Origin of the sequence: Streptomyces harbinensis, assembly GCF_900116145.1 — a bacterium.
Taxonomy (GTDB): Bacteria; Actinomycetota; Actinomycetes; order Streptomycetales; family Streptomycetaceae; genus Streptomyces; species Streptomyces carpaticus.
The window spans coordinates 202,244-225,676 of record NZ_FPAB01000005.1; the positions used below are offsets into that span (position 1 = coordinate 202,244).

Annotated in this window: 19 protein-coding genes; 13 read left to right on the forward strand and 6 right to left on the reverse strand. The window is 75.7% G+C overall.

What is annotated here, in order from left to right:
• Nucleotides 1-74 precede the first annotated feature (74 nt).
• The 3 genes from BM385_RS15895 to nudC all read left to right on the forward strand — a co-directional run bounded on the left by BM385_RS15895 (nucleotide 75) and on the right by nudC (nucleotide 7,685).
• Complete coding sequence (locus tag BM385_RS15895) at nucleotides 75-3,320, forward strand: ATP-dependent helicase (RefSeq protein ID WP_093843429.1); 3,246 nt, start codon at nucleotides 75-77, stop codon at nucleotides 3,318-3,320.
• Nucleotides 3,321-3,389: 69 nt separating this feature from the next.
• Entirely contained in the window at nucleotides 3,390-6,749 is a 3,360-nt protein-coding gene (locus BM385_RS15900) for an ATP-dependent helicase (protein WP_093843635.1), read from the forward strand.
• A gap of 9 nt (nucleotides 6,750-6,758) precedes the next feature.
• Nucleotides 6,759-7,685 (forward strand): NAD(+) diphosphatase, encoded by a 927-nt coding sequence (gene nudC, locus BM385_RS15905; protein WP_019434933.1) that lies wholly within the window; start codon nucleotides 6,759-6,761, stop codon nucleotides 7,683-7,685.
• Nucleotides 7,686-7,688: 3 nt separating this feature from the next.
• Here nudC and BM385_RS15910 read toward each other — a convergent pair whose 3' ends face one another.
• Complete coding sequence (locus BM385_RS15910) at nucleotides 7,689-7,952, reverse strand: mycoredoxin (protein WP_019434934.1); 264 nt, start codon at nucleotides 7,950-7,952, stop codon at nucleotides 7,689-7,691.
• A gap of 174 nt (nucleotides 7,953-8,126) precedes the next feature.
• On the opposite strand from BM385_RS15910, the gene BM385_RS15915 reads away from it, so the two are divergent.
• The 4 genes from BM385_RS15915 to BM385_RS27180 all read left to right on the forward strand — a co-directional run bounded on the left by BM385_RS15915 (nucleotide 8,127) and on the right by BM385_RS27180 (nucleotide 11,703).
• On the forward strand, nucleotides 8,127-10,397 hold the full coding sequence (locus tag BM385_RS15915; protein WP_380979115.1) for an ATP-dependent DNA helicase UvrD2: 2,271 nt from the start codon (nucleotides 8,127-8,129) through the stop codon (nucleotides 10,395-10,397).
• Nucleotides 10,398-10,560: 163 nt separating this feature from the next.
• The gene (locus tag BM385_RS15920) at nucleotides 10,561-10,920 is read left to right on the forward strand and encodes a hypothetical protein (protein WP_247482427.1); all 360 of its coding nucleotides are present in this window, start codon (nucleotides 10,561-10,563) and stop codon (nucleotides 10,918-10,920) included.
• A 97-nt stretch (nucleotides 10,921-11,017) separates the two neighbouring features.
• Nucleotides 11,018-11,374: a WhiB family transcriptional regulator gene (locus BM385_RS15925; protein WP_026047621.1), complete on the forward strand. Its 357-nt coding sequence runs from the start codon at nucleotides 11,018-11,020 to the stop codon at nucleotides 11,372-11,374.
• The gene (locus BM385_RS27180) at nucleotides 11,371-11,703 is read left to right on the forward strand and encodes a putative WhiB-interacting protein (protein ID WP_019434938.1); all 333 of its coding nucleotides are present in this window, start codon (nucleotides 11,371-11,373) and stop codon (nucleotides 11,701-11,703) included. The genes BM385_RS15925 and BM385_RS27180 overlap by 4 nt, the downstream gene beginning before the upstream one ends.
• A 205-nt stretch (nucleotides 11,704-11,908) precedes the next feature.
• Here BM385_RS27180 and BM385_RS15935 read toward each other — a convergent pair whose 3' ends face one another.
• Nucleotides 11,909-13,081: a TOMM precursor leader peptide-binding protein gene (locus tag BM385_RS15935; RefSeq protein ID WP_093843432.1), complete on the reverse strand. Its 1,173-nt coding sequence runs from the start codon at nucleotides 13,079-13,081 to the stop codon at nucleotides 11,909-11,911.
• 194 nt (nucleotides 13,082-13,275) lie between these two features.
• On the opposite strand from BM385_RS15935, the gene BM385_RS15940 reads away from it, so the two are divergent.
• The 5 genes from BM385_RS15940 (at nucleotide 13,276) to BM385_RS15960 (ending at nucleotide 17,477) form a co-directional block, all read left to right on the forward strand.
• Nucleotides 13,276-13,854: a M48 metallopeptidase family protein gene (locus tag BM385_RS15940; RefSeq protein WP_019434940.1), complete on the forward strand. Its 579-nt coding sequence runs from the start codon at nucleotides 13,276-13,278 to the stop codon at nucleotides 13,852-13,854.
• Between the two features lie 84 nt (nucleotides 13,855-13,938).
• Nucleotides 13,939-15,525, forward strand: coding sequence for a TerD family protein (locus BM385_RS15945; RefSeq protein ID WP_093843433.1), 1,587 nt, complete (start codon nucleotides 13,939-13,941; stop codon nucleotides 15,523-15,525).
• A gap of 10 nt (nucleotides 15,526-15,535) precedes the next feature.
• Entirely contained in the window at nucleotides 15,536-16,231 is a 696-nt protein-coding gene (locus BM385_RS15950; RefSeq protein WP_026047758.1) for an AIM24 family protein, read from the forward strand.
• A 17-nt stretch (nucleotides 16,232-16,248) separates the two neighbouring features.
• Nucleotides 16,249-17,004 (forward strand): AIM24 family protein, encoded by a 756-nt coding sequence (locus BM385_RS15955; RefSeq protein WP_019435637.1) that lies wholly within the window; start codon nucleotides 16,249-16,251, stop codon nucleotides 17,002-17,004.
• A gap of 242 nt (nucleotides 17,005-17,246) precedes the next feature.
• Nucleotides 17,247-17,477 (forward strand): hypothetical protein, encoded by a 231-nt coding sequence (locus BM385_RS15960; RefSeq protein WP_093843434.1) that lies wholly within the window; start codon nucleotides 17,247-17,249, stop codon nucleotides 17,475-17,477.
• On the opposite strand, the gene BM385_RS15965 is transcribed toward BM385_RS15960, so the two are convergent.
• Genes BM385_RS15965 through BM385_RS15980 form a run of 4 tightly spaced genes read right to left on the reverse strand, consistent with a single transcriptional unit; the run spans nucleotide 17,474 to nucleotide 22,453 of the window.
• Nucleotides 17,474-18,685, reverse strand: coding sequence for a CHAT domain-containing protein (locus BM385_RS15965; RefSeq protein WP_093843435.1), 1,212 nt, complete (start codon nucleotides 18,683-18,685; stop codon nucleotides 17,474-17,476). The two genes, BM385_RS15960 and BM385_RS15965, sit on opposite strands and share 4 nt — an antisense overlap.
• Nucleotides 18,679-20,229, reverse strand: coding sequence for a tetratricopeptide repeat protein (locus BM385_RS15970; RefSeq protein ID WP_093843436.1), 1,551 nt, complete (start codon nucleotides 20,227-20,229; stop codon nucleotides 18,679-18,681). Before BM385_RS15970 ends, BM385_RS15965 begins: the two co-directional genes overlap by 7 nt.
• Nucleotides 20,226-21,152 (reverse strand): hypothetical protein, encoded by a 927-nt coding sequence (locus BM385_RS15975; protein ID WP_093843437.1) that lies wholly within the window; start codon nucleotides 21,150-21,152, stop codon nucleotides 20,226-20,228. Before BM385_RS15975 ends, BM385_RS15970 begins: the two co-directional genes overlap by 4 nt.
• Nucleotides 21,149-22,453, reverse strand: a complete 1,305-nt coding sequence (locus BM385_RS15980; RefSeq protein ID WP_093843438.1) for a hypothetical protein — start codon at nucleotides 22,451-22,453, stop codon at nucleotides 21,149-21,151. Before BM385_RS15980 ends, BM385_RS15975 begins: the two co-directional genes overlap by 4 nt.
• 99 nt (nucleotides 22,454-22,552) lie before the next feature.
• On the opposite strand from BM385_RS15980, the gene BM385_RS15985 reads away from it, so the two are divergent.
• Nucleotides 22,553-23,389, forward strand: a complete 837-nt coding sequence (locus BM385_RS15985) for a hypothetical protein (RefSeq protein WP_093843439.1) — start codon at nucleotides 22,553-22,555, stop codon at nucleotides 23,387-23,389.
• Nucleotides 23,390-23,433 lie beyond the last annotated feature (44 nt).

A 23,433-nucleotide genomic window follows, 5' to 3' on the forward strand; every position in this document is an offset into this window, starting at 1 on the left:
GCAAGGCGTAGCGTCTTTCCCACCGCTTCGCCGCCCGATCCCATCCCCAAGGGGACCCCCCGCGAGAATCTGCGATGCACGTGAGCCTCTCTGTCCCGCCCCCGGACGCCGTCCGGGAAGCCCCCCGAACCGCGCAGGATTCCGGGGCGTACCGACTGGTGCGCGACCCGGTCCTGACCACGCACCCCCCTGCCTTGGACGCAAGCCAGCGCGCCGTGGTTGAGCATCCGGGCGGACCGCTTCTCGTCCTGGCGGGCCCGGGCACCGGCAAGACGACGACGCTGGTGGAGTCCGTCGCCGCCCGGGTGGCGGCCGGCACCGACCCGGAGCGGGTGCTGGTGCTCACCTTCAGCCGCAAGGCCGCCGCCGAACTGCGCGACCGGATGACAGCCCGGATGGGCGGCGGCGCGCCCCAGGCCACCACCTTCCACTCCTTCGCGTACGCGCTCGTGCGCGCGCACCAGGACCGCGAGCTGTACGCCGAGCCGCTGCGGCTGCTGTCGGGACCGGAACAGGACGTGTTCCTGCGCGAGCTGCTGGCCGGGCAGCTGGAGCTGCCGCCCCGGGTGCCGTGGCCGGCCGAGCTGCGCGCCTGCCTGACCACGCGCGGGTTCGCCGACGAGCTGCGCGCCGTCCTCGCCCGCACCCGCGAGCTGGGGCTGGCGCCCGCCACCCTGGCCGGGTTCGCCCGCCGCACCGGGCGGCCGGACTGGGAGGCGGCGGCGCACTTCCTGGCGGAGTACCTGGACGTCACCGAGGCGCAGGGCGTCCTCGACTACGCGGGCCTGGTGCGCGGCGCGGTGCGGCTGGCGGAGCGCCCGGACGTGGCGGCGCGGGTGCGGGCCCGGTACGACGCGGTGTTCGTCGACGAGTACCAGGACACCGATCCGGCGCAGGCCGCGCTGCTGGCGGCTCTCGCCGGGGGAGGCGGCGGGCGGGACCTGGTGGTGTTCGGTGACCCGGACCAGTCGATCTACGCCTTCCGCGGCGCCGACGTGGGCGGCATCCTCGGCTTCCCGGACGCCTTCCCGACCGCCGCCGGGGACCCGGCCCCGGTCGCCGTCCTCACCACCGGGCGGCGCGCCGCGTCCGCCGTGCAGGACGCCACCCGGCTGCTCGCCCAGCGGATGCCGCTGGCCCGGCTGCCGGCCGACGCGGTACGGCGGCACCGCGCGCTCGCCGCCGTGCGCGAGGGCGGCAGCGTCGAGGCGTACACCTACCCGACGCCCGGCGCCGAGCTGGAGAACATCGCCGACCTGCTGCGCCGCGCGCACCTGGAGGACGGCCTGCCCTGGGGCGAGATGGCGGTCCTGGTCCGCGCCGGGGGGCGCTCGCTGCCGGTGGTGCGCCGGGCGCTCACCTCGGCCGGGGTGCCGCTGGAGGTGGACGGCGCCGATCTCCCGCTGCGCCAGGAACCGGCGGTGGCGCCACTGCTCATGGCGCTGCGGGCGGTCGCGGGAGAGGCCACCGGCTTCGACCCGGAGACCGCGGCGGAACTGCTCACCTCGCCGCTCGGCGGGCTGGACGCCGCCGACCTGCGGCGCCTCGGCCGGGCCCTGCGGCACGAGGAACGCACCGCCGGGGCCGCCGTACCGGCCCCGTCCGGAGAACTGCTGGCCCGGGCGCTCGCCGAACCGGAACGGCTGGTCGCCCACGACCCGGCGTACGCGGGCGGCGCCCGGCAGCTGGGCATGCTGCTGCGCAAGACCCGGGAACTGCTGGCGGGCGGCGGCAGCCCCGAGGAAGCACTGTGGGAGCTGTGGTCCGGCACCGGCTGGCCCGACCGCCTGGAGCGGGCCGCCCGGCGCGGCGGCGCGGCCGGCCGCAACGCCGACCGCGACCTGGACGCCGTGTGCGCGCTGTTCGAGGCGGCGGCCCGCGCCGAGGAGCGCGGCGGCGGGCGCGGCGCGCTGATCTTCCTCGACGAACTGGACGCCCACGACATCGCCGCCGACACCCTGACCGCACGCGCCGCGCGCCCCGACGCCGTCCGGCTGATGACCGCCCACCGGGCCAAGGGCCTGGAGTGGTCGCTGGTCGTGGTGGCCGGCGTCCAGGAGGGGCTGTGGCCCGACCTGCGGCGGCGCGGCTCGCTGCTGGAGGCGGACCGCATCGGCCGGGACGGGCTCGCCGAACCGCTGCCGCCGGGCGCGCTGCTGGCCGAGGAGCGGCGGCTGTTCTACGTGGCCGCCACCCGGGCCAGGGACCGGCTGGTGGTGACGGCCGTACGCGGCGCGGACGACGGCGACCAGCCCTCCCGGTTCCTCACCGAACTGGGCGTGGAGCCGAAGGACGTGACCAGCCGGCCGCGCCGCCCGCTGGCCCTGTCCGCGCTGATCGCCGAACTGCGCGCCACCACCGTCGACCCCCGCGTCACCCCGGCGCTGCGCGAGGCGGCGGCCCGGCGGCTGGCGAGACTGGCCGCGCTGCGGGACGACGACGGCCACGCGCTCGTACCGGCCGCGCACCCGCAGCGCTGGTGGGGGCTGCGCGCCAGGACCGAGTCGGCGGCGCCGGTGCGCGACCCGCGGCGTCCGGTGGCCCTGTCGGCGAGCGCCCTGGACGAACTGGTCAACTCCTGCGCGCTGAAGTGGTTCCTCGCCCGCGAGGTGCACGCGGACGCGCCCGCCACCGCCGCCCAGGGGTTCGGCAACGTGCTGCACGTGCTGGCCGACGAGGTGGCCTCCGGCACCACCCCCGCCGACCTCGCGGTGCTGATGGAACGGCTCGACGTGGTCTGGGACGGCCTGGCGTTCGAGGCGCCCTGGCAGTCCCGCACGGAACGCGACGAGGCGCGCGCCGCCCTGGAACGCTTTCTGCGCTGGCACGTCCTCCAGAGCCAGGCCGGGTTCGAACCGGCCGCGTCCGAGGAGGACTTCGACGTCACGCTCGCCGCGGGCGAGCACCGGATCCGGATCCGCGGCACCCTGGACCGGGTGGAACGGGACGCCGACGGCCGCGCCTACGTCGTCGACTTCAAGACCGGCCGCGCCAAGCCCACCAAGGCGGAGGTGGAACGCCACCCGCAGCTGGCCGTGTACCAGCTGGCGGTCCGGCACGGGGAGGGCGGCACCGAGACCGGCGGCGCCGCGCTCGTCCACCTGCGGCAGGGCGCCCCCAAGAAGGAGGGCGGCGACGCGCTGCCCGCCGTCCAGAAACAGCCGCCGCCCCAGGGCGACTGGGTCGGCGACCTGCTGGCCACGGCAGCCGGCCGGGTCCTGGACGAACGGTTCTCCCCCACCCCCGGGCAGCAGTGCGGCACCTGCCACTTCCGCGCCTCCTGCTCGGCCCGCACCGAGGGCCGGCACGTCGTGGAGTAGCCCACCCCCGCGCCCCGCCCCACACCCGCCCGCGCCGCCCTGTCGGCGGCCGGGGATAGCCTCGTGCGCGTGGCCGCACGACTGACCCATCCCCGGGAACTGCGCGAGCTGCTCGGGATCCCGTTCACCCCCGAGCAGTTGGCGTGCATCACCGCACCCCCCGCCCCGCAGGCCATCGTGGCCGGCGCCGGCTCGGGCAAGACCACCGTCATGGCCGCCCGCGTGGTGTGGCTCACCGGCACCGGCCAGGTCGCCCCCGAGCGCGTCCTGGGCCTCACCTTCACCAACAAGGCCGCCGGCGAACTCGCCGAACGCGTGCGCAAGGCCCTCACCCGGGCCGGCATCGGCCAGGAGACCACCGACACCGGCGAAGGCGGCGGCGAGCCGCAGATCTCCACCTACCACGCCTTCGCCGGCCGCCTCCTCAAGGAGCACGGGCTGCGGCTCGGCATCGAACCCGCCTCCCGGCTGCTCGCCGACGCCGGACGGTTCCAGCTGGCCGCCGAGGTGCTGCGCGCCGCGCCCGCGTCCTTCGAGCCGCCCGGCAGCGGCTTCACCACCCTCGTCACCGACCTCATCGCCCTCGACGGCGAACTGGCCGAACACCTCGTGTCCCCCGGGCGGCTGCGCGCCTTCGACCGCGACCTCCTCGCCGAACTCGACGCCACCGCCCTCACCAACGCCGACCTGCGGCGCATCCGCGAGGCCGCCGCCGGGCGCGGGCAGCTGCTGGACGTGGTCGAGGAGTACCGGGCCCGCAAACGCTCCCGCGACCTCATCGACTTCGGCGACCAGATCGCCCTCGCCGCCACCCTCGCCCGCGACATCCCCGAGGTCGGCCGGGCGCTGCGCGAGGAGTACGGCGTGGTCCTCCTCGACGAGTACCAGGACACCTCCGTCGCCCAGCGCATCCTGCTCGCCGGCCTGTTCGGCGACGGCACCGGCCACCCCGTCACCGCCGTCGGCGACCCCTGCCAGGCCATCTACGGCTGGCGCGGCGCCTCCGTCGCCAACCTCGACGACTTCCCCGAGCACTTCCCCGCCCCCGACGGCACCCCCGCCCGGCGCTACTCCCTCAGCGAGAACCGCCGCAGCGGCGGCCGGCTGCTGCGGCTGGCCAACGACCTCGCCGCACCGCTGCGCGCCCTGCACCCCGCCGTCGTCCCGCTGCGCCCGGCCGAGGACGCCGAGCACACCGGCCGCGTCCACTGCGCCCTGCTGCCCACCCACGCGGACGAACTGGCCTGGCTCGCCGACTCCCTCGCCCACCTGGTGCGCACCGGCACCCCGCCGGGGGAGATCGCCGTGCTGTGCCGCACGGCCGGCGACTTCGCCGAGATCCAGCGCGCCCTGGTGGAACGCGACGTGCCGGTCGAGGTCGTCGGCCTGTCCGGGCTGCTCCACCTGCCGGAGATCGCCGACCTGGTCGCCGTCTGCGAGGTGCTCGCCGACCCCACCGCCAACGCCGCGCTCGTCCGGGTGCTCACCGGGCCGCGCTGGCGCATCGGCCCGCGCGATCTCGCCCTGCTCGGCCGCCGGGCCCGGCACCTGGTGCGCCGCAGCGCGTCCGGTGAGGACGACACCGACCGGCTCGCCGCCGCCGTGGAGGGCACCGACCCCGCCGAGACCACCTCGCTCGCCGACGCGCTGGACACCTTCATCGGCGAGGACCGGGACGACGCGGACGAGCTGCCGTTCTCCGCCGAGGCCCGGGTACGCTTCGCGCACCTCGCCGCCGAGATCCGCGACCTGCGCCGCTCGCTCGCCGACCCGCTCATGGACGTGCTGCACCGGGTGCTGGCCGTCACCGGCCTCGAGGTGGAGCTCTCCGCCTCCCCGCAGGCGCTGGCCGCCCGCCGCCGCGAGACCCTGACCGCCTTCCTCGACCTGGCCGCCGCGTTCGCCGCGGGCCGCACCGGCGTGGCCGTGGACGGCGAACGGCTCGGCGGCTCGCTCACCGCCTTCCTGGCGTTCCTGCGCGCCGCCGCCCAGTACGACAAGGGCCTGGACAGCTCGCTGCCCGGCGGCGAGAACACCGTCAAGGTGCTCACCGCGCACAAGGCCAAGGGCCTGGAGTGGGACGTCGTCGCCGTCCCCGGGCTCTGCGCGGGCCAGGGCGGCTTCCCGTCCCCGCAGGCCCGCGACTCCTGGCTGAAGCACCCGCGCGCCCTGCCCCACCCGCTGCGCGGGGACGCCGCCACGCTGCCGGCGATCAGCGGCTGGACGGCCGCCGCGTACAAGGAGTACGCCGGGCTGCTGGCCGGCCATCTGCTGCACGAGGAGCTACGTCTGGGCTACGTCGCCTTCACCCGGCCGCGCCGCCTGCTGCTGGGCTCCGGGCACTGGTGGGGGCCGAGCCAGAAGAAGAAACGCGGCCCCTCCGCGTTCCTGGAGGCGCTGCGCGCGCACTGCGAGGCCGACCCGGCGCACGGTGAGGTGGAGCACTGGGCGGACGCCCCCGACGACGAGGAGGAGAATCCGGCGCTCGCCGAGCCCACCGAGGAACGCGCCTGGCCGCTGCCGCTGGAGCCGGTCGCCCTGGAGCGCCGCCGGGCCGCCGCCGACCGGGTGCTCGATCTGCTGCGCGAGGGGTTCCGGGAGCCGGCGGCGGAAGCGGCGGACCCGGCGGAGGCCGCCGCGCCGTCCGCCCCCGCGCCGTCCGCCCCCGCGCCGTCCGCCGCCGCCGGCCCGCCGCCGCAGCTGACCGCGGAGGAGCGGCGCACGGTGGAGTCCTGGGACCGGGACCTGGACGCCCTGGCCGGCGAGCTGCGCCGGGCCAGGGAGGGCGTCCGGGAGGTGCCGCTGCCGGTGTCGCTGTCCGCGACACAGGTGCAGCGCCTGGCGTCCGACCCGGAGGGCTTCGCCCGCGAACTGGCCCGGCCGATGCCGCGCCCGCCGCAGCCCGCCGCCCGCCGGGGCACCCGCTTCCACGCCTGGGTGGAGTCGCGGTTCGAGGAACTGCCGCTGCCGATGCTGGGCCCCGACGAGCTGCCGGGCGGCGGCGCGGACGGCGAGGGCGAGGAGATCGCGGACGAGCGGGAGCTGGCGGCGCTGAAGGAGGCGTTCGGCCGGACCGAGTACGCCCGCCGCACCCCGTACCGGATCGAGGCGCCGTTCCAGCTGCGGCTGGCCGGGCGGGTGATCCGGGGCCGGATCGACGCCATCTACCGCACCGACGACGAGCGCGGCGAGCGCTACGAGATCATCGACTGGAAGACCGCGCGCCGCCAGGACGCCGACCCGCTCCAGCTGGCGATCTACCGGCTGGCGTGGGCGGAGCGGCGCGGCCTGCCGCTCGGCCGGGTGACGGCGGCCTTCCTGTACGTCCGCAGCGGGGAGGTTGTACGGCCCAGTGTGCTCCCCGGGCGGGCCGGTCTTGAGCGGCTGCTGCTGGGGGAGGAGTCCTGGGAGCCGAACGACCCCGGTTAGGCTTCCCGTATGGCTAGCACCTCGGACAACGGCGTCCAGCCGATCGCGCTCACCGGCAACGGCGGCATCGACCGGGGCGGCGAGCACCGTCTCGACGAGGCATGGCTGGGGGCGGCCTGGAGCCACCCCACCACCAGGGTGTTCGTGGTGTCCGGGGGCCAGGCGCTGATCGAGGAGACCGAGGACGGCCGCACCGAGCTGGTGACGATGCCGTCCTTCGACGCCCCGTTCACCGAGGCGCACCGCTACTTCCTGGGGACGGACGAGGACGGGGTGCGGTACTTCGCGCTCCAGAAGGACGCGCTCCCCGGGCGCATGGACGACGCCGCGCGCCCCGCCGGGCTGCGGGAGGCCGCGCCGCTGCTGTCCGAGCGGGACAACGAGCTGTTGGTGCACGCGGTGGCGCTGGAGAACTGGCAGCGCTCGCACCGCTTCTGCTCCCGCTGCGGGGAGCGGACGGTCATCGCGGCGGCCGGGCACATCCGGCGCTGCCCGGCGTGCGGGGCCGAGCACTACCCGCGCACCGACCCGGCGGTGATCATGCTGGTCACGGACGCCGAGGACCGGGCGCTGCTCGGGCGGCAGCTGCACTGGCCCGAGGGCCGCTACTCGACGCTGGCCGGCTTCGTGGAGCCGGGGGAGTCGGTGGAGCGGGCGGTGATCCGGGAGGTCGCCGAGGAGGCCGGGATCGTGGTGGGCGAGGTGGAGTACGTCGCCAGCCAGCCCTGGCCGTTCCCGTCCAGCCTGATGCTGGGCTTCATGGCGCGGGCGGTCACCTCGGCCGTGAAGGCGGACGGCGAGGAGATCGAGGAGGCCCGCTGGTTCTCCCGGGACGAACTGCGGGCCGCCATGGAGGCCGGGGAGGTCCTGCCTCCGTCCGGCGTCTCCATCGCGGCCCGGCTGATCGAGATGTGGTACGGGGAGCCGCTGGGCTGACCGTCAGGCCGGCGCCGGGGCGAGGGCCTGCTTGACCTGGGCCAGGGACGGGTTGGTCATGGTGACCTCGGCCCCGCCGGTCGGGGCGACGACGACCGTGGGAACGGTCTGGTTGCCGTTGTTGGCCTTCTCCACCAGGGTGGCGGCCTCGGGGTTCTCCTCGATGTTGATCTCCGTGTAGGCGATCCCCTCGCGGTCCAGCTGGCTCTTCAGCCGGCGGCAGTAACCGCACCAGGTGGTGCTGTACATCGTCACGGTGCCCAGCATCGTCTGCGCTCCTTGGTCGTGTCCGGTCGTGTTCGGTCCTTCGGCGATCCCATCATCGCCGAAGGGAGAACACCGGCGGCGGGGCGGGTAATCCCGGATGTCCGGTACGACGGTATGACCGGGGCTGTGGACAAGTCGCCGCATCCCGGCGCCGGACCTGGCAGCATGACGGGCGTGACAGCAGCAACCCCACCCCCAGGCTCCCCCGGCCCCTCCGGCTTCCCCGGGTTCCCGGCCGTGCCGGACTCCGCCGACGCCGTGCTCGACGGGCTCGACCCCGAGCAGCGCGCCGTGGCCACCACCCTGCACGGCCCGGTGTGCGTGCTCGCGGGCGCGGGCACCGGCAAGACCAGGGCGATCACCCACCGCATCGCCTACGGGGTGCGCGCCGGGGTCTTCCAGCCGAGCACGGTGCTGGCCGTCACCTTCACCCACCGGGCGGCCGGCGAGATGCGCGGCCGGCTGCGGGGTCTCGGCGCGGGCGGGGTCCAGGCCAGGACGTTCCACTCCGCCGCGCTGCGCCAGCTCCAGTACTTCTGGCCCCGGGCGGTGGGCGGGGAGGTGCCCCGGCTGCTGGACCGCAAGGTCAAACTGGTCTCGGAGGCGGCCGGCCGCTCCCGGATCTCGCTCAACGGCCACGAACTGCGCGATGTCACCAGCGAGATCGAATGGGCGAAGGTGACCCAGACCACGCCCGACGACTATCCGGCGGCGATCGCCAAGGCGGGCCGGGACGCCCCGCGCGACCCGGCGCAGACCAGCCGGATCTACGCCACCTACGAACAGCTCAAGCAGGACCGGGGCGCCATCGACTTCGAGGATGTGCTGCTGCTCACCGTCGGCATCCTCCAGGACCGTCCCGACATCGCCGAGACCGTGCGCCGGCAGTACCAGCACTTCGTCGTCGACGAGTACCAGGACGTCAGCCCGCTCCAGCAGCGGCTGCTCGAACTGTGGCTGGGGGACCGGGAGAGCCTGTGCGTGGTCGGTGACGCCAGCCAGACGATCTACTCCTTCACCGGCGCCACCCCGGACCACCTGCTGAACTTCCGCGCCCGGCACCCGGAGGCCACCGTGGTGAAGCTGGTGCGGGACTACCGCTCCAGCCCGCAGGTGGTGCAGCTGGCCAACGGGCTGCTCGACCAGGCGAAGGGCCGGGCCGCCGAATCCCGGCTCCAGCTGATCTCGCAGCGCCCCGCCGGGCCCGAGCCGGAGTTCCGCGAGCACCAGGACGAGCCGGCCGAGGCCGCCGCCACGGCGCGCCGGATCCAGCAGCTGATGGCCCCCGTGGAGCAGGGCGGGGGCGGGGTGCCCGCCAGCGAGATCGCCGTGCTCTACCGGGCCAACTCGCAGTCCGAGAGCTATGAGGCGGCGCTCGCCGAGGCCGGGGTGCCCTACCAGCTCAAGGGCGCCGAGCGGTTCTTCGAGCGGGCCGAGATCCGGCAGGCCGCCCTCGCGCTGCGCGGTGCGGCGCGGGCGGGCAGTGGCAACGACCGGGCGCTGGCGGGCGCCGAGGGGCTGGCCGCCGAGGTGGGCGCGGTGCTGGCGACCACCGGCTGGACACCGGAGCCACCGGCCGGCTCGGGCGCGGCCCGCGACCGGTGGGAGTCGCTGGCGGCCCTGGTGCGGCTGGCCGAGGACCTGGGGCGGGCCCGGCCCGGCGCCGACCTCGCGGCCTTCGTGGCCGAGCTGGACGAACGGGCGAACGCCCAGCACGCGCCGACGGTGGAGGGTGTGACCCTCACCTCCCTGCACACCGCCAAGGGCCTGGAGTGGGACGCGGTGTTCCTGGTCGGGCTGACCGACGGGATGCTGCCGATCACCCACGCCAAGACGCCCGAGCAGGTGGAGGAGGAACGGCGCCTGCTGTACGTGGGGGTGACCCGGGCCCGGGAGCATCTGACGCTGTCCTGGTCGCTGGCGCGCGCCCCGGGCGGGCGGGCGTCCCGGCGGCCCAGCCGCTTCCTGGAGGGCCTGCGGCCGGGCTCGGGCGCCGCGGGCACCCGCAGGGCGGGTGCCTCGGGTGGTGTCGAGGGCGGGGGCGGCTCCCGGCGGCGCCGGGCGCGCGGGCCGGTGCCGTGCCGGGTCTGCGGCCGGACGCTGACCGAGGCCGCCGAGATCAAGCTGCGGCGCTGCGTGGACTGCCCCTCCACCATGGACGAGGGCCTGTACGAGCGGCTGCGGGAGTGGCGCCTGGAGCAGGCGAAGGAGCTGGGCCGCCCGGCGTACGCGGTGTTCACCGACGTCACCCTGATGGCGATCGCCGAGTCGGAGCCCGCCAGCCAGGCCGAGTTGTCGCGGATCTCGGGTGTCGGCGCCCACAAACTCGCCCAGTTCGGCGCCGACGTGCTGGCTCTGTGCGCAGGTCAGGAGCTTCCCGGGCGGGCGGACGGGTCATCCGGCGGTACCGGGGATCACCCCGATGGGGAAACCTCGGAAAAATAGTTTGCGCGGCCCGCGGCCGTCCGCATAGCGTGCTGCACACGGCGCCGGGGGAGGCTTTCGCTTCCGGACGAGCCGTGCTGTACTGAGTTGTACTGATTCCGTATACCTCGGTCCGGGAAGATCCCGGTCCCCGAGGACGAGACGCCTGAAGGAGGCGATTCCAGTGGCAAGCATCACTCTGACGAAACTGTCCGGGCTGTCCGGCCGCGGCGTCGTCTCCTCCTGCCTGCCCGGCGGCTTCCCGCTGTTCTCCGCCACCGGTGTCTTCGGTGCCGAGACCGCACGTGAGGTGCGCGTGAAGCGTGCCGAGCGCGTGGAGCGACCGACCCAGGCGTCCGTGGTGGCGGCAGCACCGGCAGCGGCACAGGCAGCGGATGCCTATGTCGCCGTCGTGGCAGCAGCAGCAGCCAAGGGCGCCGGTGCGGCGGCAGTGGCAGCGAATCAGCTGTTCGGACAGCAGAAGAGCCAGCTTCACACGATGTGGGCCCTCCGCGGGCTCAAACCCTGGATGCACCCAGCCTGATCGGCTCAGATCAGGTCGGCACCTTCCAGGGCCGCGGAATCCCACCGGGATCCGCGGCCCTTCTGTTTTGCCCACGACAACAGAAAAGAACGAGGACATGACCGTGCCCATCGCGCCGACCGCCCGACCTGACCTGAACTCACCACCCGATCCGGAGACTTCTGTGACCCCGCTGTACAGCCTCAACGAACTCGACGAGGCCATCGAGCGACTCGACGCCACCGTGCCGTGCCGTTCCTACGACCCCGAGGTGTTCTTCGCCGAGTCCCCCGAGGACGTCGAATACGCCAAGTCCCTGTGCGGAGCCTGCCCGCTGCGCGAGGCCTGTCTGGCCGGCGCCAAGGAGCGGCGCGAGCCGTGGGGCGTGTGGGGCGGCGAACTGTTCGTCCAGGGCGTGGTGGTGCCCAGGAAGCGGCCCCGTGGCCGCCCGCGCAAGAATCCGGTCGCGGCATGAACACCCCCGGCACCATCGGACGTCCGGCCGCCCATGGCCCCCAGCGGATCGACGGGATCCGCGCACTGACCGCAAGAACCACAGATCTGGCCGCCGTCGACGCGTGCCAGGACCAGAACAGGACCACTGAGTTGCATCTCATCCCAGAAGCGCTGGCGCGCTCCCATATGAGTGAACGCGCCCGCGAAGCCGAGTCTCAACGCATGTCGCGCCAACTGGCGATCGCGGACCGCCTGCACCGCAGGTCCCGCCGCCTCCAGGCGCGGGCCGAACGCGCCTCGCACCGGGCCCGCCGGGCCCTGGCCCAGGCGGTCATGCAGAACCGATGACCACAGCCCACCACTCCGACCCCGAAGCCCCCGCCCCGGGCGGGGGCTTCCGCGTACCCGGCGCCGGCGTACCCGGGCGCCGGCGTGCCTGGGGTGGGGTACCTGGGCCGGCCGGCCTGTCCGGGTGGCGGCGTGCCCCGGCGCCGGCGTACCCGGGCGACCGCGCGTTCTGGCCCCGGCCTGTCCGGGCCCGAGGCGGCTCGGCTCATCCGGAGGGCACCGGTTGCGGCGGTGGCCGGCGGGCATCGTCTCCTTCCTCGGGACCGGGACCGGGACCGGGACCGGGGACGGTGCGGTCCGGTGGTGGTGCGTCGGTGCCGCGGGCGTGGGCGCCGCAGGGGCACTCGGGGTGCGGTTCGTGGGTGGTCGTGGTGAAGTCCAGGCCCGGCAGGGACAGTTCCAGCCGGCTGCTCCGGGCGGGTGGCGGCGCCCCGTCCAGGAAGGCGAGGGCCGTGGCCGCCGTCAGCCCGGCGACCGTCTGGGCCAGCGCCGCGTCGCAGGAGGGCGCGGCGCGGGCGGGGGCGTTGCGCCACTGCGCCACCAGCAGCGGCCAGCCCGGCTCGCCGCTGGCCCGGGTGCGCAGCAGACATTCCGCGCAGGCCGTGCGCCCGGGCCGGACCAGTGGGCCGACGAAACCCGTCGCCTCCACGACCCCCGCGTACAGATGGGGGGTGCCCGCCGCCAGCAGGGGTTCGGCCGGCACCGGGTCGGGCGCGTAGGCGGTGATGCCGTCCCGGGGCGCGAGCACCACCAGATGCGGGCCGCCCGGCCGGTCCCCCGGTGGCGGCGCTTTGTCCTGGGCCCAGGGCACCGCCGCGCGCACCGCGCCGGCCGCCGCCGCGGCCCGGCGCTGTCCGCGCCGGTCGGCCGGCACTCCGCCGGGTGTGGTGTCGGCCGCCGTCACCCGGCCGCCGTCGACCACCTCCACCCGGCCCACCCCCGCCTGCGCCAGGGTGACCGCCACCGCCGCGCCCACCCGTCCGGCTCCGCGCACCCGCACCCAGGCGCGGCGCCGCTCCAGCAGCCGCCGCAGCCCCCGGCCCGGCTCGCGGTGCACCAGGGAGAGCGAGGCGAGATCGGGCTGGGCGGCCTCGCCGACCCGGGCCGCCGCCGAGCGGTCGGCGTCCGCGTCGTCGAGCACTCCGAGGTCGGCCAGCCGGTGGGCGATCCGGTCGGCGGCCGACCGGCCGAGGCCGAGCGCCACCGCCGCGTCCCGCAGCGCGGGCAGCCCCCGGGTGCCGTCCAGGAGGGCGAGAAAGCTCTGGGTCGCGGTGTCCACCGGGCCGAGCAGCACCGCGTGCGCGGGGGTCACCCCGAAGCGCAGCGTGTGCCCGTCCCGCCAGCTGCGGCGCAGTGCCGGCTTGATCATCGGATGCATGGGGATCAGCTCCTCGTTCGATCGGTGCCTCGTGATCGAGGCATGACTCAGAGTGCCCGATCACCCTGGGTCATCGCGGAAAGTTATCCACAAGAGGTGGATATGGTCCGATGAGCTGCACGGTTCAACGCCGCGTGCCCGCTCCGGAGCTGTCAGGGGGGACATATCCCGCTGTCAGCGGGTAACGTCGAAGTGTGACCGCCGATCCGCTGAACAGCAGCGCCGGCCCGCCGCGGTACAGCCCACCGGCGGACCGGGCGGTCGAGGTGCGCCGATCCACCCGCCGCCGGCGCACGGTCTCCGCCTACCGCGAGGGCGACCGGACCGTGGTGCTCATCCCCGCCCGGATGTCGGCGGACGAGGAACGCCGCTGGGTCACCGTCATGCTGGAGAAGCTGGCGGCCCAGGAGGACCGCCGGATGCTCGACGACGCGGCGCTCGGGCGCCGCGCGACGGAGCTGTCCGCCCGCTATCTGCGCGGCCGGGCCCGCCCGGACAGCGTCCGCTGGGTCACCAATCAGAACTCCCGCTGGGGCTCGTGCACCCCCGCCATGGGCAGCATCCGGCTCTCCCACCGTCTCCAGGGCATGCCCGAGTACGTCATCGACTACGTGCTCCTGCACGAGCTGGCGCACCTGCTGGTGCCCGGCCACGGCGAGGGGTTCTGGCGGCTGCTGGACGCCTACCCGCGCACCGAGCGGGCGCGCGGCTTCCTGGAGGGTGTGGTGGCCGCCGAGCGGCTGCCGTACATCCCCTGCGGTTCCCCCGACTGACGCTGCCGGGCCCGCTGTCGGAGCCAGCGACTAGGCTGATCGGCGGAGTTCGTTCACATCGGGACGGGGGACGGTCGGTCACGCATGGTCAGGCACTTCCAACGCGGCCAGAAGGCCAGGCTCGGCGATCTCACGCTGGGGACGGATCTGTACGTCGGGGTCAGCATCTCCGGTCCGGGGATGACCTTCGACATCAGCTGCTTCGGCCTCGACGCGGACGAACGCCTCTCCGACGACCGGTACTTCATCTTCTACAACCAGCACGCCTCCCCGGAGGAATCCCTGCAACTGCTGGGTCCGCAGGCCGGGGACACCGAGTCGTTCCGCATCACCCTGGACCGGGTGCCGCAGGCCATCGACCGGCTCTCCTTCACCGCCACCATCGACGGTGACGGCACCATGGCCCAGGCGGCGCCCGGCTATCTGCGCATCGTCGCGGGCGGCGAGGAGGTGGCCAGGTACGCGTTCGATGGCTCGGAGTTCAGTACCGAACGGGCCGTGATGCTGGGCGACTTCTACCGCAAGGACGGCTGGCGGTTCGCCGCCGTCGGCCAGGGGTTCGACGGCGGCCTCGAAGCCCTGCTCACCCACTTCGGCGGCGAGGTCGCCGAGGAGGAGGCCCCGCCCGCCCCCGAGCCGCCCGCCGTCCCCGCGCCCGCGCCCGCCGTCCCCGGCTTCGCCCCACCGCCCGGCCCCGGCCCCGTTCCCGCACCGGCCCCCGCGCCGCCGGCCGCCCCCGTGGCCCAGCCCGCGCCCTCGGCACCGCCGCCCGCCGCTCCGCCGTCCCAGCCCGCGCCCCCGGTCCAGCCGACACCGCCGCCCGCGCCGGTGGCGGCCCCCGTGGCCGCGCCCGCGCCGGTCGCGCCACCCCAGCCCGTACCCGCACCCGTCGCACCACCCGTACCCGCGCCCGTACCGCCCCCCGCCGCCGTACCGCCACAGGCCGCGGCCCCGCCGCCCGGCCCGCCGATGGCGGCCGAGCCGCTGCCCGCCCCGCCCGCCGGTGGCGTACGGACCGCCCTGGACGCCTTCGGCACGCTCGGCGAGGCAGCCGGCCGCTGGAGCCTCCAGAACCCGCAGCTCGTCCGCGTCGACCTCGCGGCCGACGAGGGCCGGCCCATCATGGCCAGGCTCGGCTCCATGGTGCTCTACCAGGGCGACGTCGACTTCGCCTACAAGGGCGGCGGCATCAAACGCCGCATCGTCAGCGGCATGACCGGCGAGGGCTTCGGCTCCCTCATGCGCGTCTCCGGCACCGGCCAGGTCTACCTCGCCGAGGAGGCCACCCGCCTGCACCCCGTCGAACTCCAGGGCGACGCCCTGTGCGTCGCCTCCCAGCACGTCCTCGCCTTCGACGAGACCCTGGAGCACGAGGTGCGCCGCATCGACGGCCACGGCATCCCCGGCGGCTCGCTGTACGCGCTCCAGTTCCACGGCCACGGCACCGTCGTCGTCACCACCCACGGCGAACCCCTCGTCCTGCCCGTCACCCCCATGACCTTCACCGACGCCAACGCCACCATCGCCTGGTCGGCCGCCGCCCAGGTGCTCGTCGCCCACCAGGTACGGCTGCGCCGCCACGCCTACCCGGGGGACAGCGGGGAGACCACCCAGCTCCAGTTCCGCGGCGCCCCGGGGAACTTCGTGATCGTCCAGCCGTACGAGATCTGACGGAGCGATGATGGATCAGCACATGGTGTCCGGCCACGCCCCGACCCCGCCCGCCGCCCGCATGGAGAACCACGGCCCGACCATGGCCAAGATCGCCATGCGGACCGGCGCCGACCTCCTGGCCAGGACCGGCTCGATGGTCGCCTACGAGGGCTTCGTCCAGTACGAGTCGAACCCGGCCGCGCTGCGTTCGGTCGCCTCCCAGTGGCTCAGCGGCGAGAGCGTGCCCCTCATGCGCTGCCACGGCGACGGCATTCTCTACCTCGCCGACTACGGAGCCCACGTCGTCTGCGTGCCGCTCAACGACGAGAACCTGTCGGTCAACGCCACCAACGTCCTCGCCTTCGACGCCCAGCTGGAATGGGGCGTCCAGCGGGTCAAGGGCATGGCCAAGTTCACCGGCCAGGGCCTGTTCAACTTCGGCCTCTCCGGCACCGGCTGGGTCGCCGTCACCAGCCGCGGCGTCCCGGTGGTCATCGACTGCGCGCGGGCCGGGGAGATCTTCGTGGACCCGGACGCGCTGGTCGCCTGGTCCACCGGTCTGGAGATGAAGGGCAAGCGCAGCTTCAAGGCGTCCTCGCTCATCGGGCGCGGCAGCGGCGAGGCGTACCAGCTCGCGTTCAGCGGCGAGGGGTTCGTGGTCGTGCAGCCCAGCGAGGACAGCACCGAACGGCTCACCGAGCAGCAGCACCAGCAGCAGGCGTAGGCACGGGGGAGAGCACGATGCAGAGCACGATCTTCAACCACACGGTGACCCAGTCCACCGAGCGCTTCGCCCCGCAGAACCCGCGCATGCTGCGGGTACGGCTCGACGACGGCGAGGACCTGGTCGCCCGCGCCGGGTCCATGGTGGCCTTCGAGGGCATGGTGGAGTTCGACGGCGAATACCTCAGCCGCCACCAGCAGTACGCCCAGCTCGCCACCGGCGAGATCCTGCCGCTCATGCGCTGCTTCGGCCGGGGCACCGTCTATCTCGCCAACCTCGCCCAGCACGTGCACGTCCTGGAGGTCGGTCACGACGGCCTCACCGTGGACAGCGCCTACGTACTCGGCTTCGACTCCCATCTGCACTGGGAGGTGATCTCGGTGGAGAGCCAGTACGGGATCGCCGGGGTCGGCGCGTACAACCTGGTCTTCAGCGGGCAGGGCAAGGTCGCCCTCACCACCTCCGGCGCGCCGCTGGTGATGCCGGTGACGCCCGACCGCTATGTGAGCGCGGACGCCGACGCGGTGGTCGCCTGGACGACCGCGCTGCGGGTGCAGATGCAGGCCCAGACGGCGGCCCGCTCGATCTGGCGGCGGCGCGGGGCGACCGGCGAGGGCTGGGAGCTGAGCTTCATGGGGGAGGGGTACGCCGTGGTCCAGCCCAGTGAGCTGCTGCCGCCGCAGCACACCTCCTTCGGCCGCCGGCTGCCCGCCCCGGGCCGGGCGGGGACCGGGCCGGGGCTGCACCAGGGCGGGGCCTGGGGGCCGCGCTAGCGCCTTGCCGGCGGACCGGGCCGGGTCCCTGCGGGGGCGCGTCGGCGTGGTCGGCCGCACGGTGGGCAAAGGCCCGCCGCGCCGGCCGTCCGTGAGGTGCCGCCGGCATCGACCGGCCTCAGCCTCGATGGAGACTTCTCCTGCCCGGATGCCGGTCTCTGCGGTGTTCCTTCCGGCCAAGTCTCACAGGGTGCGTCAATGAAAAAATTGAGGGTGTTATCACCGTCAACGGGAGGAACACCGTGAAGTACGTGCTCGAAGTCGATCTGGAGGCCGGCCGGATGACCGGGGACACCGCGGCCGAGCTCGGCCGGATTCTCCGGTACTGGGGTGGCAATCTGCACCACTACGCCCTGCGGCCCGGCGACGGGTCCGGGCTGTACGACTCGGGGTACGCCGAGGTCGGCTCCTGGCGCGTCACCGGCCGGCCCGGGGAGGAACCGGGTGAGGAGCCGGCGGAGGCGGGCGGTTAGCCGGTCGTCGTGGTGAACGCGCCCCACAGCAGGGGCGCGTGCTCGATCGTGCGCTCCCGGCGCCACGCGGTCAGGCGCTCGCGCTGCCAGCCGGCCAGGGCACGGACCGGGTCCTCGCTCTCGTGCGCCGTGTCGATGGCGCGGATCGCCTCCTGGAGCGGGCGGGCGGCCGGGTCGGCGCCCGCCAGGGCGAGCGCGTGATCGGTGGGCAGCGGCCAGCGGGTGGCCGTCACCAGTTCGGCGCCCGCGTGGAGCGTCGCCGAGGTCAGCCCGAGCGCGTCCGCGAACCGTGGGTCACCGCCGCTCTCGCAGGCGATCAGCGCCACCCGGCCGGGCATCGGCCAGCGTGCCGGGTCCAGCAGCAGGTCCTTCGCCGCCAGCGGGCGGTGGCCGCGCAGCGCCGGGGCGTGGCCCGGGAGTGTCGCCGGGCAGGACAGGTGGAGGCGGGCGTCCTCGCTGGAGCCGGCGGCCGGGTCGGCGGCGGTCACGTGCCCGGTGTACAGCAGCCGGCTCGCGCCGGCCCGCAGCGCGGCGGAGAGCCAGTCCCGGTCGGTGTCGGCCCGGCGGAACAGCGACGTGGCCTCGCCCGGCACCGGCAGCCGCAGCCGTCCGGCCCGGGCGTGCTCCGCCAGCCGCCGGACCAGCGGCGCGCCGGGGTCCACCGGCCCCAGGACGGAACCGAGCCGCGAGCCGGCGCCGAACCCGGGGACCCGGGGGTCGAGCACGGCGACCAGGGGCAGTTCGCGGCCGGCCGACCAGGGTCTGCGGACCCGGGCCGGGGCGTGCACCACGCTCGCCGGCGCCAGCGCGCTGACGTCCGCGACCTCCAGCAGCCGGATCTCCGGGTCCGAGTCGAGGGCGAGCAGTTCCCACGGCACCCGGGCGATGCTCGGCGCGGGCTGGATCCGCAGCAGCGGCCGGACACCGCGCTGGAGGTACTGGTGCAGGTTGAGGGCGAGCCCGTACGGGACGAGGGTGCGGGCGAGCCGCGCGGCGAGGTCGAGTTCGGTGGTGTACGCGGCGAGATGGCCGTCCGGCGCGCCGGGCCGGGCGGCGGTGAGCGCGGCCATGGCGTCGGTGACCTGGGCCCGCGGGATGACGGTGACCCCCGGGCTGTCCAGGGCGTGCGTCCAGCGCCAGGTGACGTACAGGTCCCCGGCGTCGGCGAACCGCACCAGGGCGGTGGGCGCGGCCGGGGCGGTCACCATGTGGGCACCTGCCGCTCGTCGCGCACGGGCACGCCGTAGCGCTGTTCGGCCAGCGCGATCCGGTCGGCCAGCGCCACCTCGCCCGCCGGGGTGAGCAGCAGCCGGGGTGGTGGCGCCACGGGCAGGACGGCGGCGGCCTCGGCGCCGGCCAGGGCGGCGCCGAGGGTGCCGTCCGGGCCCGGCGGGGGTTCGTCCAGGAAACCGGCCGGGGCGGGCCGCGCCGGCTCCGCGGGCACCGGGCCGTCCTCGCGCAGGACGGGGGTGGTGGCGCACTGCACCTCGATCAGCTGGGCGACCAGCCGCGCGTCCCGGGTGCGGGCCGCCAGCCGGAAGGCGAGGGCCAGGGCGGGTTCGGCGACCGCGCGGCGCCATCGTTCCCGCCGCCGGCCCGCCGTCAGCCCGTACCGGACGGCGTCGACGGTGAGGGCCGCCGGGACCGCCAGGTCCAGGGCGCGGGCCAGGTCCCGGGGCGCGCCGGAGTGTTCCAGCAGCGCCGCGTGGACGAGATGGGTCTGGGCGCGGCGCAGCCCGAGCCCGAGGGCGGCGAAGGTGTCGGCGGCGTGGCTGAGCAGGCCGTCCGCCTCCTCGGTGCGGCCGGCCCGCCAGGCGGCCTCGGCGCGCCGCACGGTGAGGACGGTCAGGGCGGGGGTGGCGCCGGAGGGCTCCAGGAGGGCGTGCGCGCGGGCGTACAGCTCCTCGGCGCGCGCGGGTTCGCCGCGTGCGGCGGCCAGGGTGCCGAGCAGTTCCAGGGCGTGGGAGGTCCGTTCGGTGAGCCCGGCGGTCCCGGTGTGGGCGAGCACGGTGTGCAGCAGCGCCTCCGCCTGCTCCGGGCGGCCGGTGGCGGCCATCAGCTGGGCGAGCACGATCCGTACGTCGGCGGCCCCGGCCTGCTCGCCGCCCGCCTCGCAGGCCGCCAGCGCCTGTTCGGCGAGGTCCTCGGCGGGCCCGTGCCGTCCGGTGGCGAGGGCGACGGTGGCCACGTTCATCAGGGCGCGTCCCACCAGGTCGGGGCGGAGCCGGGTCACCGTCTCCAGCGCCACGAGGGTCAGACGTTCGGCGCGTTCCCACTCCTCCCGCTGGACGGCGACGGTGCTCAGCGCCACCAGCGCGGCCATCAGCGGTTCGGCGTTGTCGCCCGCCGTGTCGTCGCCGTCGCCGTCCCCGGTCCCGTCCCCGGTCAGCAGGGTGCGGCAGTCGGTGAGGGCGCTCTCGGCCGCCTCGAACGCGCCGGTCGCCAGCAGGGACTGCGCGAGGTTGATCAGCACGGCCGGCCGCAGGCCGCCCAGCCGCTCCGGCTCGGCGGCGCACCGCGCCAGCACCTCCTCGAAGGTGGCGATCGCCGCCGGGTGATCGCCGAGGTGCCCGGCCGCCGCCGCGCGGTTGATCAGCGCCTGGAGGTACTGGTCGGCGAGGGCGGGATACGGCTCGGCGGCCCGCGCCGCCCGGTCGAACAGGTCGTGCGCCGCCCGGGGCGCCCCGGCCTCGAACCGCTCGATGCCCGCCGCCACCAGGGCGGTGACGGTACGGGAGACTTGCTCGCTCATCGGTCCCGCGCCGCCTCGGTCTCGGCGCGCAGCGGCGCGATCACCGGCCCGGAGCCCGCCAGCCGGGCGTGCGCGAGCGCCCGGATCCGCTGCCGCAGCCGGCGCTGCTCCGCGTCGTCGGGGGTCGGGGGCTCGGGGAACGCGGGCAGGTGGACGGTGATGTCCGGCCGTCCGGCTCCCGGGGGCGGCGCGCTGCCGGTCCAGCTGTCGTCGGTGAGCCGCAGCGGTATCTCGGCGAGACCGCCGTCCGCGGTGGTCACCCGGGCCCGGGGCCGCAGATGCTCCGGCACCCGCGTCCGGTCGGTGAGGCCCGGTGCGGCCACCACCGCCAGGGCCAGCACCGTGGCGCGGGCCGGGAGCCGGGTGATCTCCCAGCTCACCGCCTCCTCGGAGGCGTCGAGCAGACCGGGCGGGCAGCGGCGCCAGTCGGTGCCGGCCGTGCCGCTCGCCAGGACGAGCCCGCCCGCGTCCGCCGCCTCACCGGCCGCCAGCGCGTACCCCGGCGGCGCGGGCGGCTCCCCGGTCACCAGCGGCTCGGGCTCCTCGCCGCCGAGCAGCAGGTCGCACTCCGCGGCCAGTTCGGCGATCTCCCCGGCGAGCACCCGGCCGTCCAGCGCGGGGATGGCGTCGAGGACGGAGGCGGGCCACCAGTGGGCCGCCCAGTGGGCCCAGGCCAGCCGCCGGGCGGCGTCCGCCAGCCCCGGCAGCGCGGGGACGGCCGGGCCGAGCGGCGCGCCGGCCGCGGCGCGCAGCGCCGCCGCCTCGCCCCACAGCGCCCACAGCCAGCCCTGGGCCGCCGCCGGATCGTCGAGGAACGGCACCGGATCGGCCGCCGGGTCCAGGACGTTCCAGGTGAGGTGGCCACCGGCGACCTCCAGGACCGCGTCGGCGGGCCCGGGCTCGCGGGGCGCGGGGCCGCTCACGCCTCCACCGCCGTCCGTACCGTCAGCGCCTGCCGCACCCGGGCGCGGTGGTCCAGGATGACGGACCGGGCCACCCCGTCCAGCAGATCCCACAGCTCCTCCGGCGCGGTCACCGGCGCCCGCCGCACGTCCCGGCCGTGCAGCCGGGCCCATAGCCGCCGCAGATACCCCTGCCAGGGCCGGCGCAGCTCGTCGGCGATCCGGTGCAGCGGATCGTCCGGCGGCGCGCCCGCGGCGTCCGGGCGCAGCAGCAGCCTGCGGGCGCGCAGCACATACGCCTCGCGGCGCCAGCGGGCCTCGACCGCCCGCTGCGCCGCCGTGGGCGCGGGCCCGGCCGTCGCCTCGGGGCCCGCGGTCAGCGGGCGCAGTCCCAGCGCGAGTTGTTCGCCGATCGCCGCCGCCACCCGCAGCGTCTCGTCCGTCAGCCCCCACGGGGCACAGCTGCGGTCGATCTCCTCCGTCACCAGCCGGGGCAGCGGCGGCAGGACGGACCGGTCGGTGCTGGACCGCAGGGTGGTGAAGACCCGTTCGTGGACGGTGCGGTCCAGCGGCGGGCCGAAGGAGACGGAGCCGTCGGTCAGCCGGGGCTTGCCGGGCACCGGGCGGCCGGTCAGGCCCAGCCGCCGGGCCGGGGGCACCCGTTCCGGGTCGGCGAGGGTGCGCCCGGTGGCGGTGCCGGCCCGGAGCCGGGCCAGCTCGGCCAGCGGATCGGGCTCGGCCCGCGCACCGTCGAGCACCGCCGTGATCAGGCCGGGGACGCCGGGCGCCGGACCGGCCCCGGCGGCCGTCTCCCGGCCGGACCAGGCGGTGTCGAGCCGCGCGCGCAGCCGGGCGGCGGTGGCCGGGTCGGCGAGGTGGTCCTTCAGCGCGCCGGTGGTGCGGCCCTCCGTCGCGCCGTGCAGCTCGCGCAGCACCCGCTCGGCGGTCGCCGGCTCCGGTGCGGTGCCGCCGGTGGCGAGTTCGAAGCAGCGCTGGAAGTACCGGTCCTGCGGATGCCCGTCGGTGATCCGCAGCCGGCGCCGTTCCTTCTTGAGGACCTCGAACCACCGCGCCGTGGCCCGCAGCACGTCGCCCGAGGCGAGGATCAGCGAGGTGAGCAGGACGGCCCCGTCCGGGGTCAGCACGGTGGGGGCGCACAGCGGGTGCTGGAGCGGGCGGATGACCAGCGGATCCAGGATCAGTTTGACGGTGCGGCTGAGCGGGCCGCCGTGCGCGCCGCTCAGCGCCGCGACGCCGTCCAGCCGCTGCCACGCCTCGTGGATCACCGCCGCGCGTGGTCTCGCCCCCCGTGCACCGTCCATGCGGCCAGCTTAGAACGGCCCCGGGGCGGCGAACCTGGGATCGGTAGCGGCGCAGACGTTCCTACGGTGGCCGGGCACCACCGACGAGAGGAGCGCACCATGCCATCGAAGATCCCCGCCGTGTTCCGGGCCGCCGTGTCGGCCGCCGCGCTGGGCGCCATCGGCTACTACCTCTGGTACGGGCTGACCGACCGGGGGGACCCGGCGGTGTACCCGAGTTCGTGGGTCGGTCCGCAGCTGATGCTGCCGATCCTCGGCTTCATCGCCCTGTCGTTCGTGGGCAGCGGGATGCTCGCCCGGCGGCTGCTCGGCGCGCACGGGGTGGGCACCAACAGCGCCCGGATGCTGAAGGAGGGGCTGCTGGGGGCCGGGACCGTGCTCTCCGTCCGGCCGACCGGGGTGCTGGTCAACAACCGCCCGGTGATGCGGGTGGAGTTGTCCGTGCTCGGCGCGCGCGACGAGACGTTCCAGGCGTACGCGAAGGTCGCCCTCGGGATGGCCGGGGAGGCGGCGGCGATCCGGCCGGGCGCCATGCTGCCGGTGCGGTATCTGCCGGAGCGGCGGGGGGAAGTGGTCGAGGTCGAGGTGGACTTCTCCGGGGACACCGCCGCCGCCCAGGAGGCGCTCAACCGGGCGATGGTCAAGCGTGGCATGACCACGCCCCGGCGGCTGGACATCGCGGCACGCGGCGTGGTGGCCCAGGCGGTGGTGCGCACCCTGGAGGTGACGGGCCAGGTGCGGGACGGCATGCCGGAGCTGGCGCTGGAACTGGTGGTGACCAGCCCGGGCGACGGCTCGTCGTTCCCGGCGCACGTACGGCGTTTCCTGCCCGCCGACGCGGTGCCCAAGGTGCAGGTGGGGCGGGTGGTGCAGGTGCGGTACCTGCCGGAGGCGCCGGACGAAGTGGTGCTGGCCTTCGGCCTGCTGGGGGAGTGACCCGCCGGAGTGGACCGGCCCGGCCGGGCACCCGCCCACCCGCC

Bases quoted from the DNA above. Each gene is read 5' to 3' on its own strand.
- BM385_RS15985 (WP_093843439.1), top strand. From the start codon at position 22,553: ATGCCATCGAAGATCCCCGCCGTGTTCCGGGCCGCCGTGTCGGCCGCC.
- BM385_RS15895 (WP_093843429.1), top strand. From the start codon at position 75: ATGCACGTGAGCCTCTCTGTCCCGCCCCCGGACGCCGTCCGGGAAGCC.
- BM385_RS15935 (WP_093843432.1), bottom strand. From the start codon at position 13,081: ATGCATCCGATGATCAAGCCGGCACTGCGCCGCAGCTGGCGGGACGGG.
- BM385_RS15970 (WP_093843436.1), bottom strand. From the start codon at position 20,229: ATGAGCGAGCAAGTCTCCCGTACCGTCACCGCCCTGGTGGCGGCGGGC.
- BM385_RS15925 (WP_026047621.1), top strand. From the start codon at position 11,018: ATGACCGTGCCCATCGCGCCGACCGCCCGACCTGACCTGAACTCACCA.
- BM385_RS15945 (WP_093843433.1), top strand. From the start codon at position 13,939: ATGGTCAGGCACTTCCAACGCGGCCAGAAGGCCAGGCTCGGCGATCTC.
- BM385_RS15950 (WP_026047758.1), top strand. From the start codon at position 15,536: ATGGATCAGCACATGGTGTCCGGCCACGCCCCGACCCCGCCCGCCGCC.
- BM385_RS15955 (WP_019435637.1), top strand. From the start codon at position 16,249: ATGCAGAGCACGATCTTCAACCACACGGTGACCCAGTCCACCGAGCGC.
- BM385_RS15965 (WP_093843435.1), bottom strand. From the start codon at position 18,685: ATGGTGACCGCCCCGGCCGCGCCCACCGCCCTGGTGCGGTTCGCCGAC.
- nudC (WP_019434933.1), top strand. From the start codon at position 6,759: ATGGCTAGCACCTCGGACAACGGCGTCCAGCCGATCGCGCTCACCGGC.
- BM385_RS27180 (WP_019434938.1), top strand. From the start codon at position 11,371: ATGAACACCCCCGGCACCATCGGACGTCCGGCCGCCCATGGCCCCCAG.
- BM385_RS15910 (WP_019434934.1), bottom strand. From the start codon at position 7,952: ATGCTGGGCACCGTGACGATGTACAGCACCACCTGGTGCGGTTACTGC.
- BM385_RS15980 (WP_093843438.1), bottom strand. From the start codon at position 22,453: ATGGACGGTGCACGGGGGGCGAGACCACGCGCGGCGGTGATCCACGAG.